Raw genomic sequence first — 13,788 nt, forward strand, 5'->3', positions numbered from 1 at the left:
CGACGCCGGCGGCTAGCTCGGAAACCCTGATCGGGGCGCACTGGAAGACGTGGTCGAAATCGCTTAGTGGCGATCGTGCGGGCAGAGTTTGCCTTGTCGATAGGTTGCGAACGGGTTGCCCCCTGCCCTTGCTTCGTCACTGGCTACCCAACCGGTCTCAAATATTCTCAACCACAGATACAATCTACGCAGAGGCAACGTTGACGACGTGTAGATTTGGAGCTAGCTCTATCGGCCATGAAAATCGCAATGGTTCTCGTAGTGGTGATATCGCGCATGGGCAGGACGATCTGATCGTCCGGCAATAGCCACCCATGCGCCGAAAACAGGTCCCTGACGGGGCCTTTTTTTATGCCCCGTCGCACCCATCACCTCACTCACGACGGAACCCAGATATGACCGGCGAGACAGCCAACTTTTCCCTCAACAACCCCTCTGATCGTCGCATGAACGGCGGCGAGATCGTTCTGCAAGCGCTGCGCGACAACGGTGTCGAACACATTTTCGGTTACCCCGGCGCAGCGGTGCTGCCGATCTATGACGAAATCTTCCAACAGGAGGACATCAAACATTTCCTGGTGCGCCATGAGCAAGGCGCCGGACACGCAGCCGAAGGCTATGCCCGCTCGACCGGAAGAGTTGGCGTCATGTTGGTGACATCAGGACCAGGCGTTACAAATGCGGTTACGGCGCTGCAGGATGCCCTTATGGACTCCGTTCCGCTCGTCTGCCTCGCCGGCCAGGTGCCGACAAGTCTGATCGGCACGGACGCTTTTCAGGAATGCGATACGGTCGGCATCACCCGCCCCTGCACAAAGCACAATTTCCTCGTCAAGCACGTCGACGATCTGGCCAAGACGATCCATCTGGCTTTCCGGATCGCGGCAGCCGGTCGGCCCGGCCCTGTTCTCGTCGACATGCCGAAGGACGTGCTCTTCGCCAGCGGGACCTACGTCTCACCTGACAAGGTAGCTCTGCTGCCGAGCTACCAGCCGGCAATGCAAGGCGATCAAAACGCGATCCGAGCGGCGGTCGCATTGATGGCCGAAGCCCGGCGCCCCATCATCTATACCGGCGGCGGCATCATCAATTCGGGACCTGAGGCGTCGAGATTGTTGCGCGAGTTCGTCGACCTCACCGGCTTTCCCGTATCGTCCACCATTATGGGGCTTGGAGCCTACCCCGCCACCGGGCCGAACTGGCTACGGATCGCCGGACAGGACGGATCGCATGAAGCCAATATGGCAATCGGCGAGTGCGATCTGATGGTCGCCATCGGCGCGCGATTTGACGATCTTGCGATCTCGCGCGTCCATGAGTTTTCGCCTCACTCGAAGAAAATCCAGATCGATATCGATGCCTCGTCGATCAACAAACGCGTTCCCGTCGATATCGGCATTCAAGGCGACGCCGCGCATGTGCTGGCGGATATGATCCATGCCTGGCGGTCGCTCTCCACTATGCCCGACCAAAAGCGGTTGCGAGCGTGGTGGATGGAGATCGATCACTGGCGAACCCACCATTCGTTTTCCTACCAGCGGCTGGACCATGCAATCATGCCGCAACATGCCCTGGAGCGCCTGCATGCGCTGACAAAGCTGCACGACCCGATCATCGCCACGGAGATCGGTCAGCAGATGTGGGTGGCGCAGTTCTTCGGTTTCGACAGGCCCAATCGCTGGATTACCTCTGGTGGATTGGGGACGATGGGTTTCGGTCTTCCTGCTGCGCTGGGGGCGCAGCTCGCAAATCCCGGCCGCCTTGTCATCGACATTGCCGGCGACGCGTCGGTGCAAACGACGATGAAAGAGCTGTCGACAGCGATACAGCATCAAGCGCCGATCAAGATTTTCATCTTGAGCAACGAGTATCCGGGGATGGCGCATGACTGGGAAGAAATATCGGATGGTGGCGGTCAATCGCATTCTTATTCGGCTTCGCTGCCCGATTTTGCCAAGCTCGCGGAAGCCTATGGCGCTGTCGGCCTTCGTTGCGAGAGCCCGAGCGAACTCGACGCCAGGATCGAGGAGATGATCGACGCGGACAGGCCGGTGCTCGTTCACTGCCGGGTCGCGAGGCTCGCCGAAACCGATCAGCAGTAACGGCCGATGATCGAACACGCCAAAAGCAAGCCGTGCGGTCCCGTGAACCGCAATTCCCGACTACGCTAGCTGAGGACCTCATGGTCGAGACTGGCGTCTCGATCATGTATTTATGCCGTAAGTGTCAGCGACGTTTGTTGCGGCGGATTACGTCTTCCGCGGAAACAACGACAAACTCGCTGTCGTCGACACGCATTGCGGGTGCAAGTTCCTTTTGCAGGCCATCCCATGCCTCGTCGCGCGTTTGCAAATCGCGTCGGATCAGGGCGCGAATGTAGTCGCTCGCATTCTCATAGAGGCCGTCCTCACCGATCTGCTGTTGAATGTGATCTTGCAGCACGCCGCTCACCTTCACATGAATGCTGCTCGACGCCATCGGCACTACCCTTTCGTTCTTCTTCTATCGTGGTAGCGTAGCTGATATTGTCAATATTCATCACGCAGAATTTGGTAGTGATACGCTTCTCGAACGTCGTCGGCAGCCTGGCTGCCTCAAGGATCTTCTGGTCAGGATCATCATCGTCGGTCCGCCACTTGTTTAGTGCTTGCGGGCCTGGGGCAGCAGGTTCATGCTTGTCCCCTGTCTGAGGCCTGCTGGTTGCGGCTGAAATAGCCGTACATCGGGGTTTCGTGAGACGCGTGCGATGGAGTGCGCCGGCTGCGGTTTCGATATTCAGAGCGGTTTTGCTTTCTGTCCGCGATGCGGCGCAAGGCAGCCGCTTTCCTGCGCCGCCTGCGGTAATCCCTGTCAGCCCGATTTTGCCTTCTGCCCCCAATGTGGCGCGTCGATATCAGGTAAAGTCCAACCCGCAACTAAGCCGAAGATCGAGGCGCTACCTCAATCAGAGGGCGATGCCGACCGGCGGCCGGTGACCGTGCTCTTTGCCGATCTCTGCGGCTTCACGACGCTGAGCGAGCAGATCGACCCTGAAGTCATGCGGGTGCTGCAGAACGAATTGTTCGAAGAGATGACCCAGGCGGTCGAAGCCTATGGCGGCTTCGTCGACAAGTTCGTCGGCGATGCGCTGCTGGCACTGTTCGGCGCGCCGGTCGCTCATGAGGACGATCCGGTCCGGGCGCTTGGTGCCGCACTCGATATGATCGGTCGGGCGACGCAAGTCGGCGAGCGCTGGCACGCCCGCGCCGGCGTGCCGCTGCGTCTGCATATCGGAATCAATAGCGGCCCTGTCGTTACCGGCGGCTTTGGTGCGGTCAGTACAAAATCCTATTCGGTGACCGGCGACACGGTGAACACCGCCCAACGGCTACAATCCATGGCCGGCGAAAACGATATCCTTGTCGGGCCGCTGACCTATCGCCTCACCCGCCATGCCTTTGCCTTCGAGAGTCTCGGCGCGCAGGCGTTGCGCGGCAAAAGCGGCAACGTCCTTGTCCACCGGCTGACAGGGCTGTCGGAAGCGCCGCATACGGCGCGCGGGCTCGAGAGTTTCGGCCTTCAGGCGCCGATGATCGGACGGGATACGGAGCTGTCGCGGTTGCTGACATGCCTCGATCTTGCCTGCGGCGGTGCTGCGCAGCTTGTCCGCCTGATCGGCGAAGCGGGCATCGGCAAGTCGCGGCTGGTCAATGAATTCGTCGCGATAGCCAGCAATGCCGCCCGATTTCAGGGCCTCGCCATCCGCAAAGCCACCTGCTCTCCCCTCGGCGAACAATCCTATGGCACGCTCGGCGCGGTCGTGCGCAGCGCCTACGGCATTGGCGAGCGGGACGATCTCGACAGGGCGCGGCAATTGCTGGCAACGGGGTTCCGCGCGCTCGATCTGACGCAGGAAGAGGTCGAGGGACTTCTGCCGCTTTTTCTGCATGTCCTCGGCCTCGGCGATCCCGATGGCGCGTTGCGGTACATCGAGCCGGAGCAGCTGCGGCGGCAGATCTTCTATGCCGTCCGCACCGTCTTCGAGCGGCGGCTGGCGCAGGGTCCTCTGCTGCTTGTCATCGAGGATCTGCATTGGGCGGACGCCGCCTCGCTGGAAGTGCTTCGCTTCATGATGGATCGGCTGGAGCGCAGCCGGTTGATGCTGCTGGCGGTCTACCGGCCGACATCGCAGACCGACCCACTGGACTCCAATCGTGTCAGCGTCACCGTCCAACGTCTTGCCCCACTCTTTGCGACCGACGGGCAGAAGCTGCTTGCTGCGTTTTTTGGCGAGAGCTATGCCAAGTTGCCGGTGACGATGCGCAAACGCATCCTCGACCGCGCCGGCGGCAATCCGCTTTTCATCGAAGAAATCCTTCGGGTGCTGATCGACATGGGCACGTTGCACAATGACGGCCAGCGCTGGCATGTCGCAGCGGAAGACACGGATGTCGATATACCGGTGAACCTGCAAGCCCTGTTGCTTGCCCGCGTCGATCGTCTGCCACAGGAGATCAGACGGCTGGCGCAAGAGGCGGCGGTGGTCGGCCCGAAATTCGATACCGCCCTGCTCCGCACCATCGCCACCGACCCAGGCGCCATCGATGCCGCATTGGATCATCTCTGCGATGCCAATATCATAGAGGAATTGCGTGGGCCGGATGCCGGCGGGTCACCAGGCTATCGCTTCAGCCAGACGCTGATGCATGACGTCATCTATCACAATCTCCTGCTGCAACGCCGCATGGAGCTTCATCAACGGATCGGTCAGGTTCTGGAACGTCAATATGGCGTAGCGCCCGACCGGCCCGAGCATCTGGCGCAGCTCGGCCATCACTTCAGCCTGACCACCGAAAAGGCCAAGGGCGCCACCTATCTGATGGCGGCGGGCGATCTGGCGCGCAAGGCCTACGCCAATGACGATGCAATGCGCCTTTACCGTCAGGCCCTTGCGGCCTTCGCAAACGAGGCGGAGGTGACACCGGAGCAACAGGCGCTCTTGGAGCGTCTTGCCGATCTCTGCGGCCCAGCGGGCCTGCGCGACGCCGCCTTGAACCATTATCAGCGAGCGCTGGCGATCCACCGCACCAAAGACGATCCTATCGCCGCGGCGAGGATATTGCGCAAGATCGGCCGTTTGCATCTCGATGCAGGACGCCGCGATCAAGCGGAGACACATTTGGCCGAAGCCGAAGCCATGATCGCAACGATCGATGCGCCGGTCGAACGTGCACATGTCCTGCAGGAGCGTGGCCATCTGGCCTTCCGCATGGGGGATCAGGCCGCTGCCGCAGAGTGGGCGACGCAGGCGCTGCAATGCCTGCAAACACTGCCGATCGACGGGACGACCGAGGCCGGACGGGAGACAGCGCGAGCGATGGCGGAGGCGCTGAATACCAAGGGTGCGGCCTTTGCGCGGCTCGGACGTCGCCGCGAGGCCGTACAGGAAGTGGAGCACAGCCTCTCGGTTGCCGAAAAGGCCGATCTGCAAAGTGCTGCCTGTCGCGCCTATTCCAATCTCGGCGTTCTCTACACGATTGTCGATCCTGCCAACGCCATCAGAATCTGCCGGCGCGGTCTGGAGGTTGCGACCCGTATCGGCGATCTTGGCTTCCAGGCGCGCCTTCTCGCCAACCTCGCAGTCGCATGCTGTACCTTCACCGATCGCTGCGCCGCCGAGGGTGTACCAGCGGCGGAGAAGGCCGTCGAAATCGACCGGGCGCTCGATCAGCGCGACCATCTCTCCGTGCCGCTGATCGTGCTGGGCCAGATTCATCAGTGCCACGGGCAGCCAAAGCTAGCTCGTAAGTATTACGAAGAAGCCCTTGAGGTTGCGAAGGAAATTGATGAACCGCAACTGCTCTTTCCGTGCTATGATGGCTTGGCGACACTCAGCCTTGAGCATGACGACATGGACGAGGCGGAACGGTATTTCACACTGGCACAGGATGTGTGCATCCGCCACAACCTCGATCCAGGCACGCTCGTCGTCCTGCCGTTTCTCGACTGACTTGTCCTCGTTGCAGTGATCGCTGAAGATCGATTAGGTAAATCGATTCAAGAAGATAAAGGGAGGAACGAAACATGCAGGAGAACCACACCGCAAGACCATTGCAGCCGGGAGATCGCGCGCCGAACGTGGTGCTGGATGCAATCACCCGCCAGGGCAAGGTCGCCATCGACGATTTTCGCGGCCAGAAGCCGGTGCTTGTCGGGTTGTTCCGCGGATTGCATTGCCCCTTCTGTCGCCGGCAGATCGCCGCCATGGCCGAACTCACCGACGCATTGCAGGAGAAGGGCATCGACAGCCTGACCATCGTCAACACGCCGATCGACCGCGCTCGCCTCTATTTCCGTTACCATCCGCTTCCCAATCTGCTGGCGGCCTCGGACCCGGAACGGGTATCGCACAGAGCCTTCGGCCTGCCGAATCTTCAATTCACCGAAGATGAGAATGAGTGGCCGCGCAAAGTCAGCATGAACACGGTGATGTCGATGCGCATCGATATGCCGGGCGAGCTTCCAGCGCCTATGGACCCGATGGCGGCGTCGGAATTCCTCGACAAGGCGGACGGCTATGAAATCACCGAGGATGACAAGCAGATGATCGCCACCGGCCACGGCCAACTCGTCGGCGAATTCCTGCTCGATCGGGATGGCGTCGTGCGCTGGTGTTTCACGGAAGTCGAGGAGGATGGCCGCCATATGTTCGGCGGTCCCGCCCCTCGGGAAGTGATGTCGGCAGCGTCGAACATGGCTGTTTGAAGCGAATGAGGCCGTGCTTGAAGGTCGGACGCTTGAACAAGGCGAGCAATTCCCGGTCCCGCGTGATCGCCCTTATTCCATCCTGAACCTGGCGTGGTAGGTCGTACAGGTTTGAAGCATGAGGTGGAACGCGTGTTCTGCCGGCATTGCCAGCAGCCTGGCACACGCTGGTCGCCCGTGACGAGACGGTCGACCGGATGGTGTTCTCGCGCCGGAAACGATCAGCCGAGAATTTCTAGAGTTGCCAGCGTCAGCACGACATAGCGGCCGGACTTGGCGACGAACACCAGGATCGTGAACGGGATCAGCGGCTCCCTGAGCACGCCGGCGACAACCGTGAGAGCGTCCCCGAACAGTGGCATCCAGGACAGGAGCAATGTCCACTTGCCGTATCTCCGGTACCAGCGGGACGAACGTTCGAGGACCTTCTCGCCGACCGGAAACCAGCGCCGGTCCCGAAACCTTTCAGCCCCGCGACCGAGGAACCAATTGGCCACGCTTCCGAGCGTATTTCCGACGCTAGCGACAGCGACCAGAGCCGGGACGGAGAACTTGCCCGTGACGAGAAGGCCGACCAGCACGGGCTCCGACTGCATCGGCAAGATCGTCGCCGCGCCGAGAGCCGCGATGAAAAGTCCGAAGTAGGATGCGAAATCGATCATCGTCAGAAAAGACCAGCTCCTGATGTCGTTCACCGTTAGACTTTCCAACCTGTGCACGCTGTCCGTGCCACATAAAGGACTCGAACATCGACGACAGATGAGTCGCAATTGAAATCGAGCTGCTTTGCATGTAGTTCGAGGAGCATGGGCAAGATGTACCGAATCGCAATGAGCAGGCTGCTCGTGATGATGCGGCTGGTGATCATAGTATCACTGGCGGGGTACTCGCTGTCGAACGCCAGCGCCGCTATGCATGGCTCCTCCTTCCCCGAGGTGGCAGCGGTACTGTCCGAGTCCGATGCAATGCAGCATCACGATGGCCATGACATGACGAAGATGGCTGTCCATGACCACTCCCAGGGCGACGTCAGTGATGACGCAGATGGCGTATCGAAGCCTGTCAAGCAAGAATGCTGCAAGGATTTTTGTGGCGGGCTCGGCATTATTTGCGAAGGCCAGGATGTCGGCGGACCCGTCGTAACCTCGATCCGGCAGTTCATCGACGACCGAACGACCCTTGGCGAGCTGCCGCCCCTCCACCGTCCCCCGAATATCTGAATAGAGACGTACCCGTTTGATCGGGTCTAGTCGGACGCTTGCCTGCTTCGGGGCGAGCGCCCCGTAGGCTATCTCCTATTCGGACATCTCATAATGAAACCCTCGCTTTTCGTGGTGGGGCTGCCGCTTATCGTCGGCGGCTGCGCATCCACACTTCCTCCCGACGTGGTGGCGTCTCCCACCGCAGTCGACCAGCCGTCCGCACCTCCGGCGGCATACAGGTCGCCGATCGCAGATTACGTCGCCCGACAGCCGGTCGATCCCAAACCTTGGCGCAGACAGAACGATCTGCAGTCTCCCATGAATGGAGACGGCTCATGATCGGCACCAGAAAACTGATCGTGGCGCTGGCATTTCCGCTCGCCTTGAGCGGCTGCGTCACAGGCGCCGACTATTCCCGCAAAGAGGCGGGTTTCACCTCCGTTGCCAACAAGACCGCCATTGTCACGGCGAAAGAGACCGTCTGGATCCAGAATCGGAACCAGGCCCGATCGGCCGCCGCACAGGTCACAAGCCTCCTCGCCCGAACAAAGACCCTCGACGCCGAGACGGCCGTCCAGATCGCGCTGCTCAACAACAAGGGCCTCCAGGCCGCCTATGCCGATCTTGGCGACAGCGCCGCCGACGCCTGGCAGTCGACGATGTTCATCAACCCGACCGTCTCCATCGGCACGACCGGGATCGGAACTCCGGAACTGCAGGCGTTCAAGACGATCGAAGGAATGATCACGACGAACATCCTGGCGCTCGCTACGAAGAACAGGGACATGGCGATCGCCGACACCCGCTTCCGGCAAGCGCAATTGACCGCGGCGGTGAAGACACTTCAGGTCGCCGCCGACACCCGGCGCGCCTGGATCGGCGCGGTGGCGTCATGGGAGACCGTCGGGCAGCTCCAGCGTGCCCAGGCGACCGCCGACGCAGCCTCGGAACTCGCGGAGAAGCTTGGCGAGACCGGCGCAATGACCAAGGGCGCTCAAGCCCGTGAGCATGTCTTCGTCGCCGAACTCGCCGGAGAAACGGCGAAGGCCCGCCTCTCCGCCCGTCTTGCCAAGGAGGAGTTGACGCGGCTGATGGGTCTCTGGGGCTCCGATCTGGACTATCAGGTTCCCAACGGTCTGCCGCCGCTACCCAAGTCCGTCGTCAGGCGAGACACCATCGAGGCCGAAGCACTCCGAAATCGGATAGACCTCCAGGTCGCAAAGCTCGAACTCGAAGCTACTGCCAGGTCGTATGGCCTGACCGAAGCAACGCGCTATGTGACCGACCTCGAAATCCTGACCGGTTTCGAAACGGAACGCGAAATCGAGGACGACGAGACGAAAACGCGAACCACTGCGCAGGTCGAGCTTGAGTTCGCCATCCCGATCTTCGACACCGGCAAGGCCCGGATGCGCAAGTCCGAGCTCTCCTACATGCGGGCGGCGAACCTCTTGGCGGAGAAAGCCGTCAACGTCCGCTCGGAAGCACGCTCCGCCTACGAAGCCTACCGCTCGAACTACGATATCGCGCGGCACTACCGCAACAATGTCGTGCCGCTGCGCACCAAGGTCGAGGAAGAATCCCTGCTGACCTACAACGGCATGATCTCGAACACCTTCGAGCTGCTGACAGACACCCGCGACAAGATCAACTCCATCCTGCTCTCCGTCAACGCGAAGCGAGATTTCTGGCTGGCCGAAGCCGATCTGGCTCCTGCGATCTACGGCGGCGGCGCGACGAAGGCGTCGGCAGAGACCGAGGTCGCCGCTGCTTCCGAAAGCAGCGCTGGCGGCGGTCATTGAGAAAGGACACACCATGTTCAACAGACGACAACTTTTTGGGGCCAGCGCGGCACTGCTGGCGGCCGGCGCCTGGACGAAGACGTCGGCGATGGGGCTGCCCGACGCACCGACCATGGAATCGGCGGACATGCAGCCGCCACTCCACCCGGCCTCAGGTCCGGACTATCAGCCGGTGGTCACCCTCAATGGCTGGACCCTGCCCCACAGGATGAACAACGGCGTCAAGGAGTTCCACCTCGTCGCCGAACCGGTCGAGCGCGAGATGGCAGACGGCATGACCGCCTATCTGTGGGGCTACAACGGACAGTCACCGGGACCGACGATCGAGGCGGTCGAGGGCGATCGCGTCCGTATCTTCGTCACCAACAAGCTGCCGGAGCACACGACAATCCACTGGCACGGCATGATCCTGCCGTCGGGCATGGACGGCGTCGGCGGCCTGACGCAGCCGCATATTCCAGTCGGCAAGACCTATGTGTACGAGTTCGACCTCATGAAATCCGGCACCTTCATGTACCATCCGCATTCCGACGAGATGGTGCAGATGGCCATGGGCATGATGGGTTTCTTCGTGATCCATCCGAAAGATCCCAAGTTCATGCGCGTCGACCGAGACTTCGTCTTCCTCCTCAACGCCTACGACATCGACCCCGGCTCCTACGTGCCGCGGATCATGGAGATGACCGACTTCAACATGTGGTGCTGGAACAGCCGCGTGTTCCCGGACATCAGCCCTCTCGTCGTGTCGAAGAACGACAGGGTGCGCGTCCGCGTCGGCAACCTGACGATGACCAACCATCCGGTCCACATGCATGGCTACGATTTCGAGGTGACCTGTACCGACGGCGGCTGGGTGCGGCCGGAAGCGCGGTGGCCGGAGGTGAGCATCGACATCCCTGTCGGCGCGATGCGTGCCTACGAATTCGACGCCAAGTATCTCGGCGACTGGGCGATCCACTGCCACAAGTCGCACCACACGATGAACGCCATGGGTCACGACATTCCAACCTTCATCGGTGCGGACAAATCGAAGGTCGCCGAAAAGATCAGGAAGCTGCAGCCGGAATACATGCCCATGGGCACCAAGGGCATGGCCGACATGGGCGAAATGGAAATGCCCATCCCCGAGAACACCGTTCCGATGATGACCGGTTGGGGGCCGCATGGTCCGATCGAAATGGGCGGGATGTTCTCGGTCGTGAAAGTCCGCGAGGGGATCTCAGCAGACGATTACTCAGATCCTGGCTGGTACGAAAACCCGCCCGGAACGCAGGCCTTCGAGTGGACCGGAGAACTTCCGGACGCGACCAAGGCCAAAGACGCAAAAACGCAAATCACGCCGAAGCCGACAAACGGCTGAGGTCCGATCTCAACATCGAAAAGGAATTAGGGATGAAGAATTATCTCATGGCATTGGCCCTCGCAGCACTCGCGTCGCCAGCACTTGCCTCCGGCAATCATGCCGGTGGGCACGGCGAGAAGATGGCTATCGGAGAACCCGGCGACAAGGCCAAGGCGACACAGACCATCCGCGTCACGATGAAGGAAACCGACGACGGAAAGATGCTGTTTACTCCCGCGGTCTTCAACGTCCGCAAGGGGCAGACGGTCAAGATCGCGATCAAGAATGCCGGAACCATCGACCACGAATTTGTGCTCGATCAGGAAGACAAGATTCTGGAGCATAAGAAGGTCATGGAGAAGTTTCCTGAAATGGAACATGCCGACGCCAATTCCATCCGCCTTCCGGCTGGTCAATCCGGCGAGATCGTCTGGAAGTTCACCACCGACGGCGAATTCAAGTTCGCCTGCCTGATCCCCGGCCATTACGAAGCCGGCATGCACGGCGACGTCACCGTCGCTGGGAAATAATCCGCAAAAAGGAGCTACGAACATGAAAACTGCCATGATCAAACTCAGCGTGGCCGCCCTGCTCTCTGCCAGCGCGGCTTTCGGTGCGTTCGCCCAGGAATTCACCAAGGGTGTCGTCAACAAGGTCGACGCCAAAGCGAACAAGGTCACCATCAAGCATGGGGATCTGAAGAACCTCGACATGCCTGCAATGACAATGGTCTTCCGGGTCGAAGAACCGGCTCTGCTCGAAAGACTGAAGGAAGGCTCGACCATTGAGTTCGTCGCCGAACGCGTGAATGGCAAGCTGACCGTCACTGAAGTAAAATAGTGGGCTCCTGCCGCCCGGCCCCGATCCGGGCGGCAGGACATCAAGGAGTGGAGACGATGTACAGGAGAAACTTCATTACAATGGCGGCATCCGCCCTGGCGTTCCTTGGCAGAGGGGCACACGCCGCCGCGCCGGCGAAGATGACGGTCTACAAGGATCCCAGCTGCGGCTGCTGTCATGAATGGTCGAAGGCAATGGCAGCAGCGGGATTTTCGGTTGACGCCCGCGACACCGACGACCTTGCAGCGCTCAAGGCGCGGTTGGGCGTGCCGGCCGACGTGCAGGGATGCCACACCGCCGTCATCGAGAAATACTACCTTGAGGGACACGTGCCGCTCGAGGCCGTCCGACGCCTGTTGCAGGAGCGGCCGCCAGTCCGAGGGCTGGCCGTGCAGGGCATGCCACCTGGCTCCTTGGGAATGGGCGACGATCCGCAGGCGTCCTATGCAGTGTATGCGGTCCCCTCGGGAACCGGCGCGCCATACGTGTTCATGGAGATCCGTCCCCGGAAGGGCTGACGTCGCGATTGATCAGACCAGAGCCGGGCGGCCGATCATGAAACCGGAGCGAAACTGCGCTGCGCCAGACTGAGACTGATCGACCGGTTGCCGCGTCGGCAGCGTCGAACATGGCTGTTTGAAACGAATGATCTTTAAAGCGCGCGCATCGAATTGGATTCATGCGACGCGCTTTCGATGAGACGAACGACACGTTCGGCGTCCGTACCGACTCCTCTTACCTCAAGGAACAAATCTCGCATGGCGATGTTGTCATTACGATAAACATAGGATCATGGGAGGAACTCATGCGGAAATCTCTTCAGTTCGTACTAGTCGGCTTGGCCGCGATAACCGGCTTGACGATCTCGCCGACGATCGCGGCAGCGCAAGACTTGGAGTTGCGGGTCGGCCCCGGTGGCGTCGGCGTTTACGACCGTAATCGCGATCGTGATCGAAATGACGGATATGATCGGCGCGGACGGCGCGGATGCGACCCGGATGATGCTCTCGACATCGCACGCAGCGAAGGACTTCGCAGGGCGCAGATCGTACGCATGTCTCCCCGCAGTATCGTTGTGCAGGGGATGACGCGCCGTGGACCGGAACGAATGACCTTTGCAAACCGCCGAGGCTGCCCGGAAATCTGACCGCGGCGTGAGCAAATGAAGTGGGACAGCTGGCCTTCGAGATCGTCGAAGGGTCAGCCGTGAGCCCTTGTTTTCAAAGCGGCGGAACCTTTGGCCCCTCTGGACATTGCTGCCCATGCAGCGCCCTGCTTTGGGTCGCGTGCACCTTGGAGCACCATAGGAGGATTCATCATGATGAGCGGTCAATTGAAGGCGCTTCTCGCCGTCCTTGCCGTTGCCGGCTACCAAAACAGAGACAAGATCGGAGAGCTCCTACGGGGCATCCAGAACCCCCAGCAGGCTGGCGCGGGAAACCAGCAGCCCGGCGGGCTTGGCGGCCTTCTTGGCGGACTGACCGGTTCGGGTGGTCTCGGCGGCCTTCTGGGCGGGCTCACATCAGGCAGCATCGTCAGTGGCGGTCTCGGCGATCTGCTGAAGACGTTTCAGCAGAATGGTCACGGTGACAAGGCGGAGTCGTGGGTACAGCCCGGTCCGAATGCGGACATCGATGACGGCCAGCTCGCGGAAGCACTGGGACCCGAGGTTCTCAACGAGATCGCTGCCAATACTGGCCTTTCGCATCAAGAGATTCTTGAGCGGCTGAAGCGCGATCTTCCCAAAGCGGTCGACGACCTGACACCAAACGGAAAACTGCCCACCGCCGAAGAGGATTTTTTGTCTTCCGCGAGCCAGTTCACCACCTCCACGCGGCCCGGCACCATCTAATCTCGG

At 60.8% G+C, this 13,788-nt stretch carries 14 protein-coding genes and 1 pseudogene; 12 read left to right on the forward strand and 3 right to left on the reverse strand.

Annotated features, from left to right (window positions below; genetic code table 11):
- The first annotated feature begins 395 nt into the window (after nt 1–395).
- Entirely contained in the window at nt 396–2,102 is a 1,707-nt protein-coding gene (ilvB, locus tag GR198_RS06015) for a biosynthetic-type acetolactate synthase large subunit (protein ID WP_131629907.1), read from the forward strand.
- Between the two features lie 124 nt (nt 2,103–2,226).
- Here the strand turns inward: ilvB and GR198_RS06020 are convergent, their stop codons facing one another.
- Nucleotides 2,227–2,478, reverse strand: a complete 252-nt coding sequence (locus GR198_RS06020) for a ribbon-helix-helix domain-containing protein (RefSeq protein WP_164067909.1) — start codon at nt 2,476–2,478, stop codon at nt 2,227–2,229.
- A gap of 268 nt (nt 2,479–2,746) precedes the next feature.
- Between GR198_RS06020 and GR198_RS06025 the strand changes: the two genes are divergently transcribed.
- A complete protein-coding gene (locus GR198_RS06025; protein WP_164067911.1) occupies nt 2,747–5,989 on the forward strand; it encodes an adenylate/guanylate cyclase domain-containing protein in 3,243 nt (1,080 codons plus the stop codon).
- Between the two features lie 74 nt (nt 5,990–6,063).
- Complete coding sequence (locus GR198_RS06030; RefSeq protein WP_164045727.1) at nt 6,064–6,744, forward strand: peroxiredoxin-like family protein; 681 nt, start codon at nt 6,064–6,066, stop codon at nt 6,742–6,744.
- 72 nt (nt 6,745–6,816) lie between these two features.
- Here the strand turns inward: GR198_RS06030 and GR198_RS35690 are convergent.
- Both GR198_RS35690 and GR198_RS06040 read right to left on the reverse strand, forming a co-directional pair.
- Nucleotides 6,817–6,900, reverse strand: a pseudogene (locus GR198_RS35690) (cytochrome C); the annotation flags it as partial.
- 65 nt (nt 6,901–6,965) lie between these two features.
- The gene (locus GR198_RS06040; protein WP_164068255.1) at nt 6,966–7,406 is read right to left on the reverse strand and encodes a YqaA family protein; all 441 of its coding nucleotides are present in this window, start codon (nt 7,404–7,406) and stop codon (nt 6,966–6,968) included.
- 144 nt (nt 7,407–7,550) lie between these two features.
- Between GR198_RS06040 and GR198_RS06045 the strand changes: the two genes are divergently transcribed.
- From GR198_RS06045 to GR198_RS06085, 9 genes are all read left to right on the forward strand, one after another.
- Nucleotides 7,551–7,964 (forward strand): hypothetical protein, encoded by a 414-nt coding sequence (locus tag GR198_RS06045; RefSeq protein ID WP_196764778.1) that lies wholly within the window; start codon nt 7,551–7,553, stop codon nt 7,962–7,964.
- A gap of 93 nt (nt 7,965–8,057) precedes the next feature.
- A complete protein-coding gene (locus tag GR198_RS35695; protein ID WP_164067913.1) occupies nt 8,058–8,285 on the forward strand; it encodes a hypothetical protein in 228 nt (75 codons plus the stop codon).
- Nucleotides 8,282–9,748, forward strand: coding sequence for a TolC family protein (locus GR198_RS06055; RefSeq protein ID WP_164067915.1), 1,467 nt, complete (start codon nt 8,282–8,284; stop codon nt 9,746–9,748). Before GR198_RS35695 ends, GR198_RS06055 begins: the two co-directional genes overlap by 4 nt.
- A gap of 13 nt (nt 9,749–9,761) precedes the next feature.
- Nucleotides 9,762–11,108: a multicopper oxidase family protein gene (locus GR198_RS06060; RefSeq protein WP_164067917.1), complete on the forward strand. Its 1,347-nt coding sequence runs from the start codon at nt 9,762–9,764 to the stop codon at nt 11,106–11,108.
- A 32-nt stretch (nt 11,109–11,140) separates the two neighbouring features.
- Nucleotides 11,141–11,620, forward strand: a complete 480-nt coding sequence (locus GR198_RS06065; protein WP_028732233.1) for a cupredoxin domain-containing protein — start codon at nt 11,141–11,143, stop codon at nt 11,618–11,620.
- 22 nt (nt 11,621–11,642) lie between these two features.
- Nucleotides 11,643–11,930 carry a copper-binding protein gene (locus GR198_RS06070; RefSeq protein ID WP_029875154.1) on the forward strand — a complete coding sequence of 96 codons (288 nt, stop codon included), beginning with the start codon at nt 11,643–11,645 and terminating at the stop codon, nt 11,928–11,930.
- 56 nt (nt 11,931–11,986) lie between these two features.
- The gene (locus GR198_RS06075) at nt 11,987–12,448 is read left to right on the forward strand and encodes a DUF411 domain-containing protein (protein WP_164067919.1); all 462 of its coding nucleotides are present in this window, start codon (nt 11,987–11,989) and stop codon (nt 12,446–12,448) included.
- 287 nt (nt 12,449–12,735) lie between these two features.
- Nucleotides 12,736–13,077 carry a hypothetical protein gene (locus GR198_RS06080; protein ID WP_164068257.1) on the forward strand — a complete coding sequence of 114 codons (342 nt, stop codon included), beginning with the start codon at nt 12,736–12,738 and terminating at the stop codon, nt 13,075–13,077.
- Nucleotides 13,078–13,248: 171 nt separating this feature from the next.
- Nucleotides 13,249–13,782, forward strand: coding sequence for a YidB family protein (locus GR198_RS06085; protein WP_138329458.1), 534 nt, complete (start codon nt 13,249–13,251; stop codon nt 13,780–13,782).
- The last annotated feature ends 6 nt before the right edge of the window (nt 13,783–13,788 follow it).

The sequence above is a fragment of the Rhizobium leguminosarum genome (genome assembly GCF_010668065.1).
Classification (GTDB): Bacteria; Pseudomonadota; Alphaproteobacteria; order Rhizobiales; family Rhizobiaceae; genus Rhizobium; species Rhizobium leguminosarum_S.

Bases quoted from the DNA above. Each gene is read 5' to 3' on its own strand.
- GR198_RS35695 (WP_164067913.1), top strand. From the start codon at position 8,058: ATGAAACCCTCGCTTTTCGTGGTGGGGCTGCCGCTTATCGTCGGCGGC.
- GR198_RS06055 (WP_164067915.1), top strand. From the start codon at position 8,282: ATGATCGGCACCAGAAAACTGATCGTGGCGCTGGCATTTCCGCTCGCC.
- GR198_RS06020 (WP_164067909.1), bottom strand. From the start codon at position 2,478: ATGGCGTCGAGCAGCATTCATGTGAAGGTGAGCGGCGTGCTGCAAGAT.
- GR198_RS06085 (WP_138329458.1), top strand. From the start codon at position 13,249: ATGATGAGCGGTCAATTGAAGGCGCTTCTCGCCGTCCTTGCCGTTGCC.
- GR198_RS06060 (WP_164067917.1), top strand. From the start codon at position 9,762: ATGTTCAACAGACGACAACTTTTTGGGGCCAGCGCGGCACTGCTGGCG.
- GR198_RS06030 (WP_164045727.1), top strand. From the start codon at position 6,064: ATGCAGGAGAACCACACCGCAAGACCATTGCAGCCGGGAGATCGCGCG.
- GR198_RS06025 (WP_164067911.1), top strand. From the start codon at position 2,747: ATGGAGTGCGCCGGCTGCGGTTTCGATATTCAGAGCGGTTTTGCTTTC.
- GR198_RS06070 (WP_029875154.1), top strand. From the start codon at position 11,643: ATGAAAACTGCCATGATCAAACTCAGCGTGGCCGCCCTGCTCTCTGCC.
- GR198_RS06080 (WP_164068257.1), top strand. From the start codon at position 12,736: ATGCGGAAATCTCTTCAGTTCGTACTAGTCGGCTTGGCCGCGATAACC.
- GR198_RS06045 (WP_196764778.1), top strand. From the start codon at position 7,551: ATGGGCAAGATGTACCGAATCGCAATGAGCAGGCTGCTCGTGATGATG.
- ilvB (WP_131629907.1), top strand. From the start codon at position 396: ATGACCGGCGAGACAGCCAACTTTTCCCTCAACAACCCCTCTGATCGT.
- GR198_RS06065 (WP_028732233.1), top strand. From the start codon at position 11,141: ATGAAGAATTATCTCATGGCATTGGCCCTCGCAGCACTCGCGTCGCCA.
- GR198_RS06040 (WP_164068255.1), bottom strand. From the start codon at position 7,406: ATGATCGATTTCGCATCCTACTTCGGACTTTTCATCGCGGCTCTCGGC.
- GR198_RS06075 (WP_164067919.1), top strand. From the start codon at position 11,987: ATGTACAGGAGAAACTTCATTACAATGGCGGCATCCGCCCTGGCGTTC.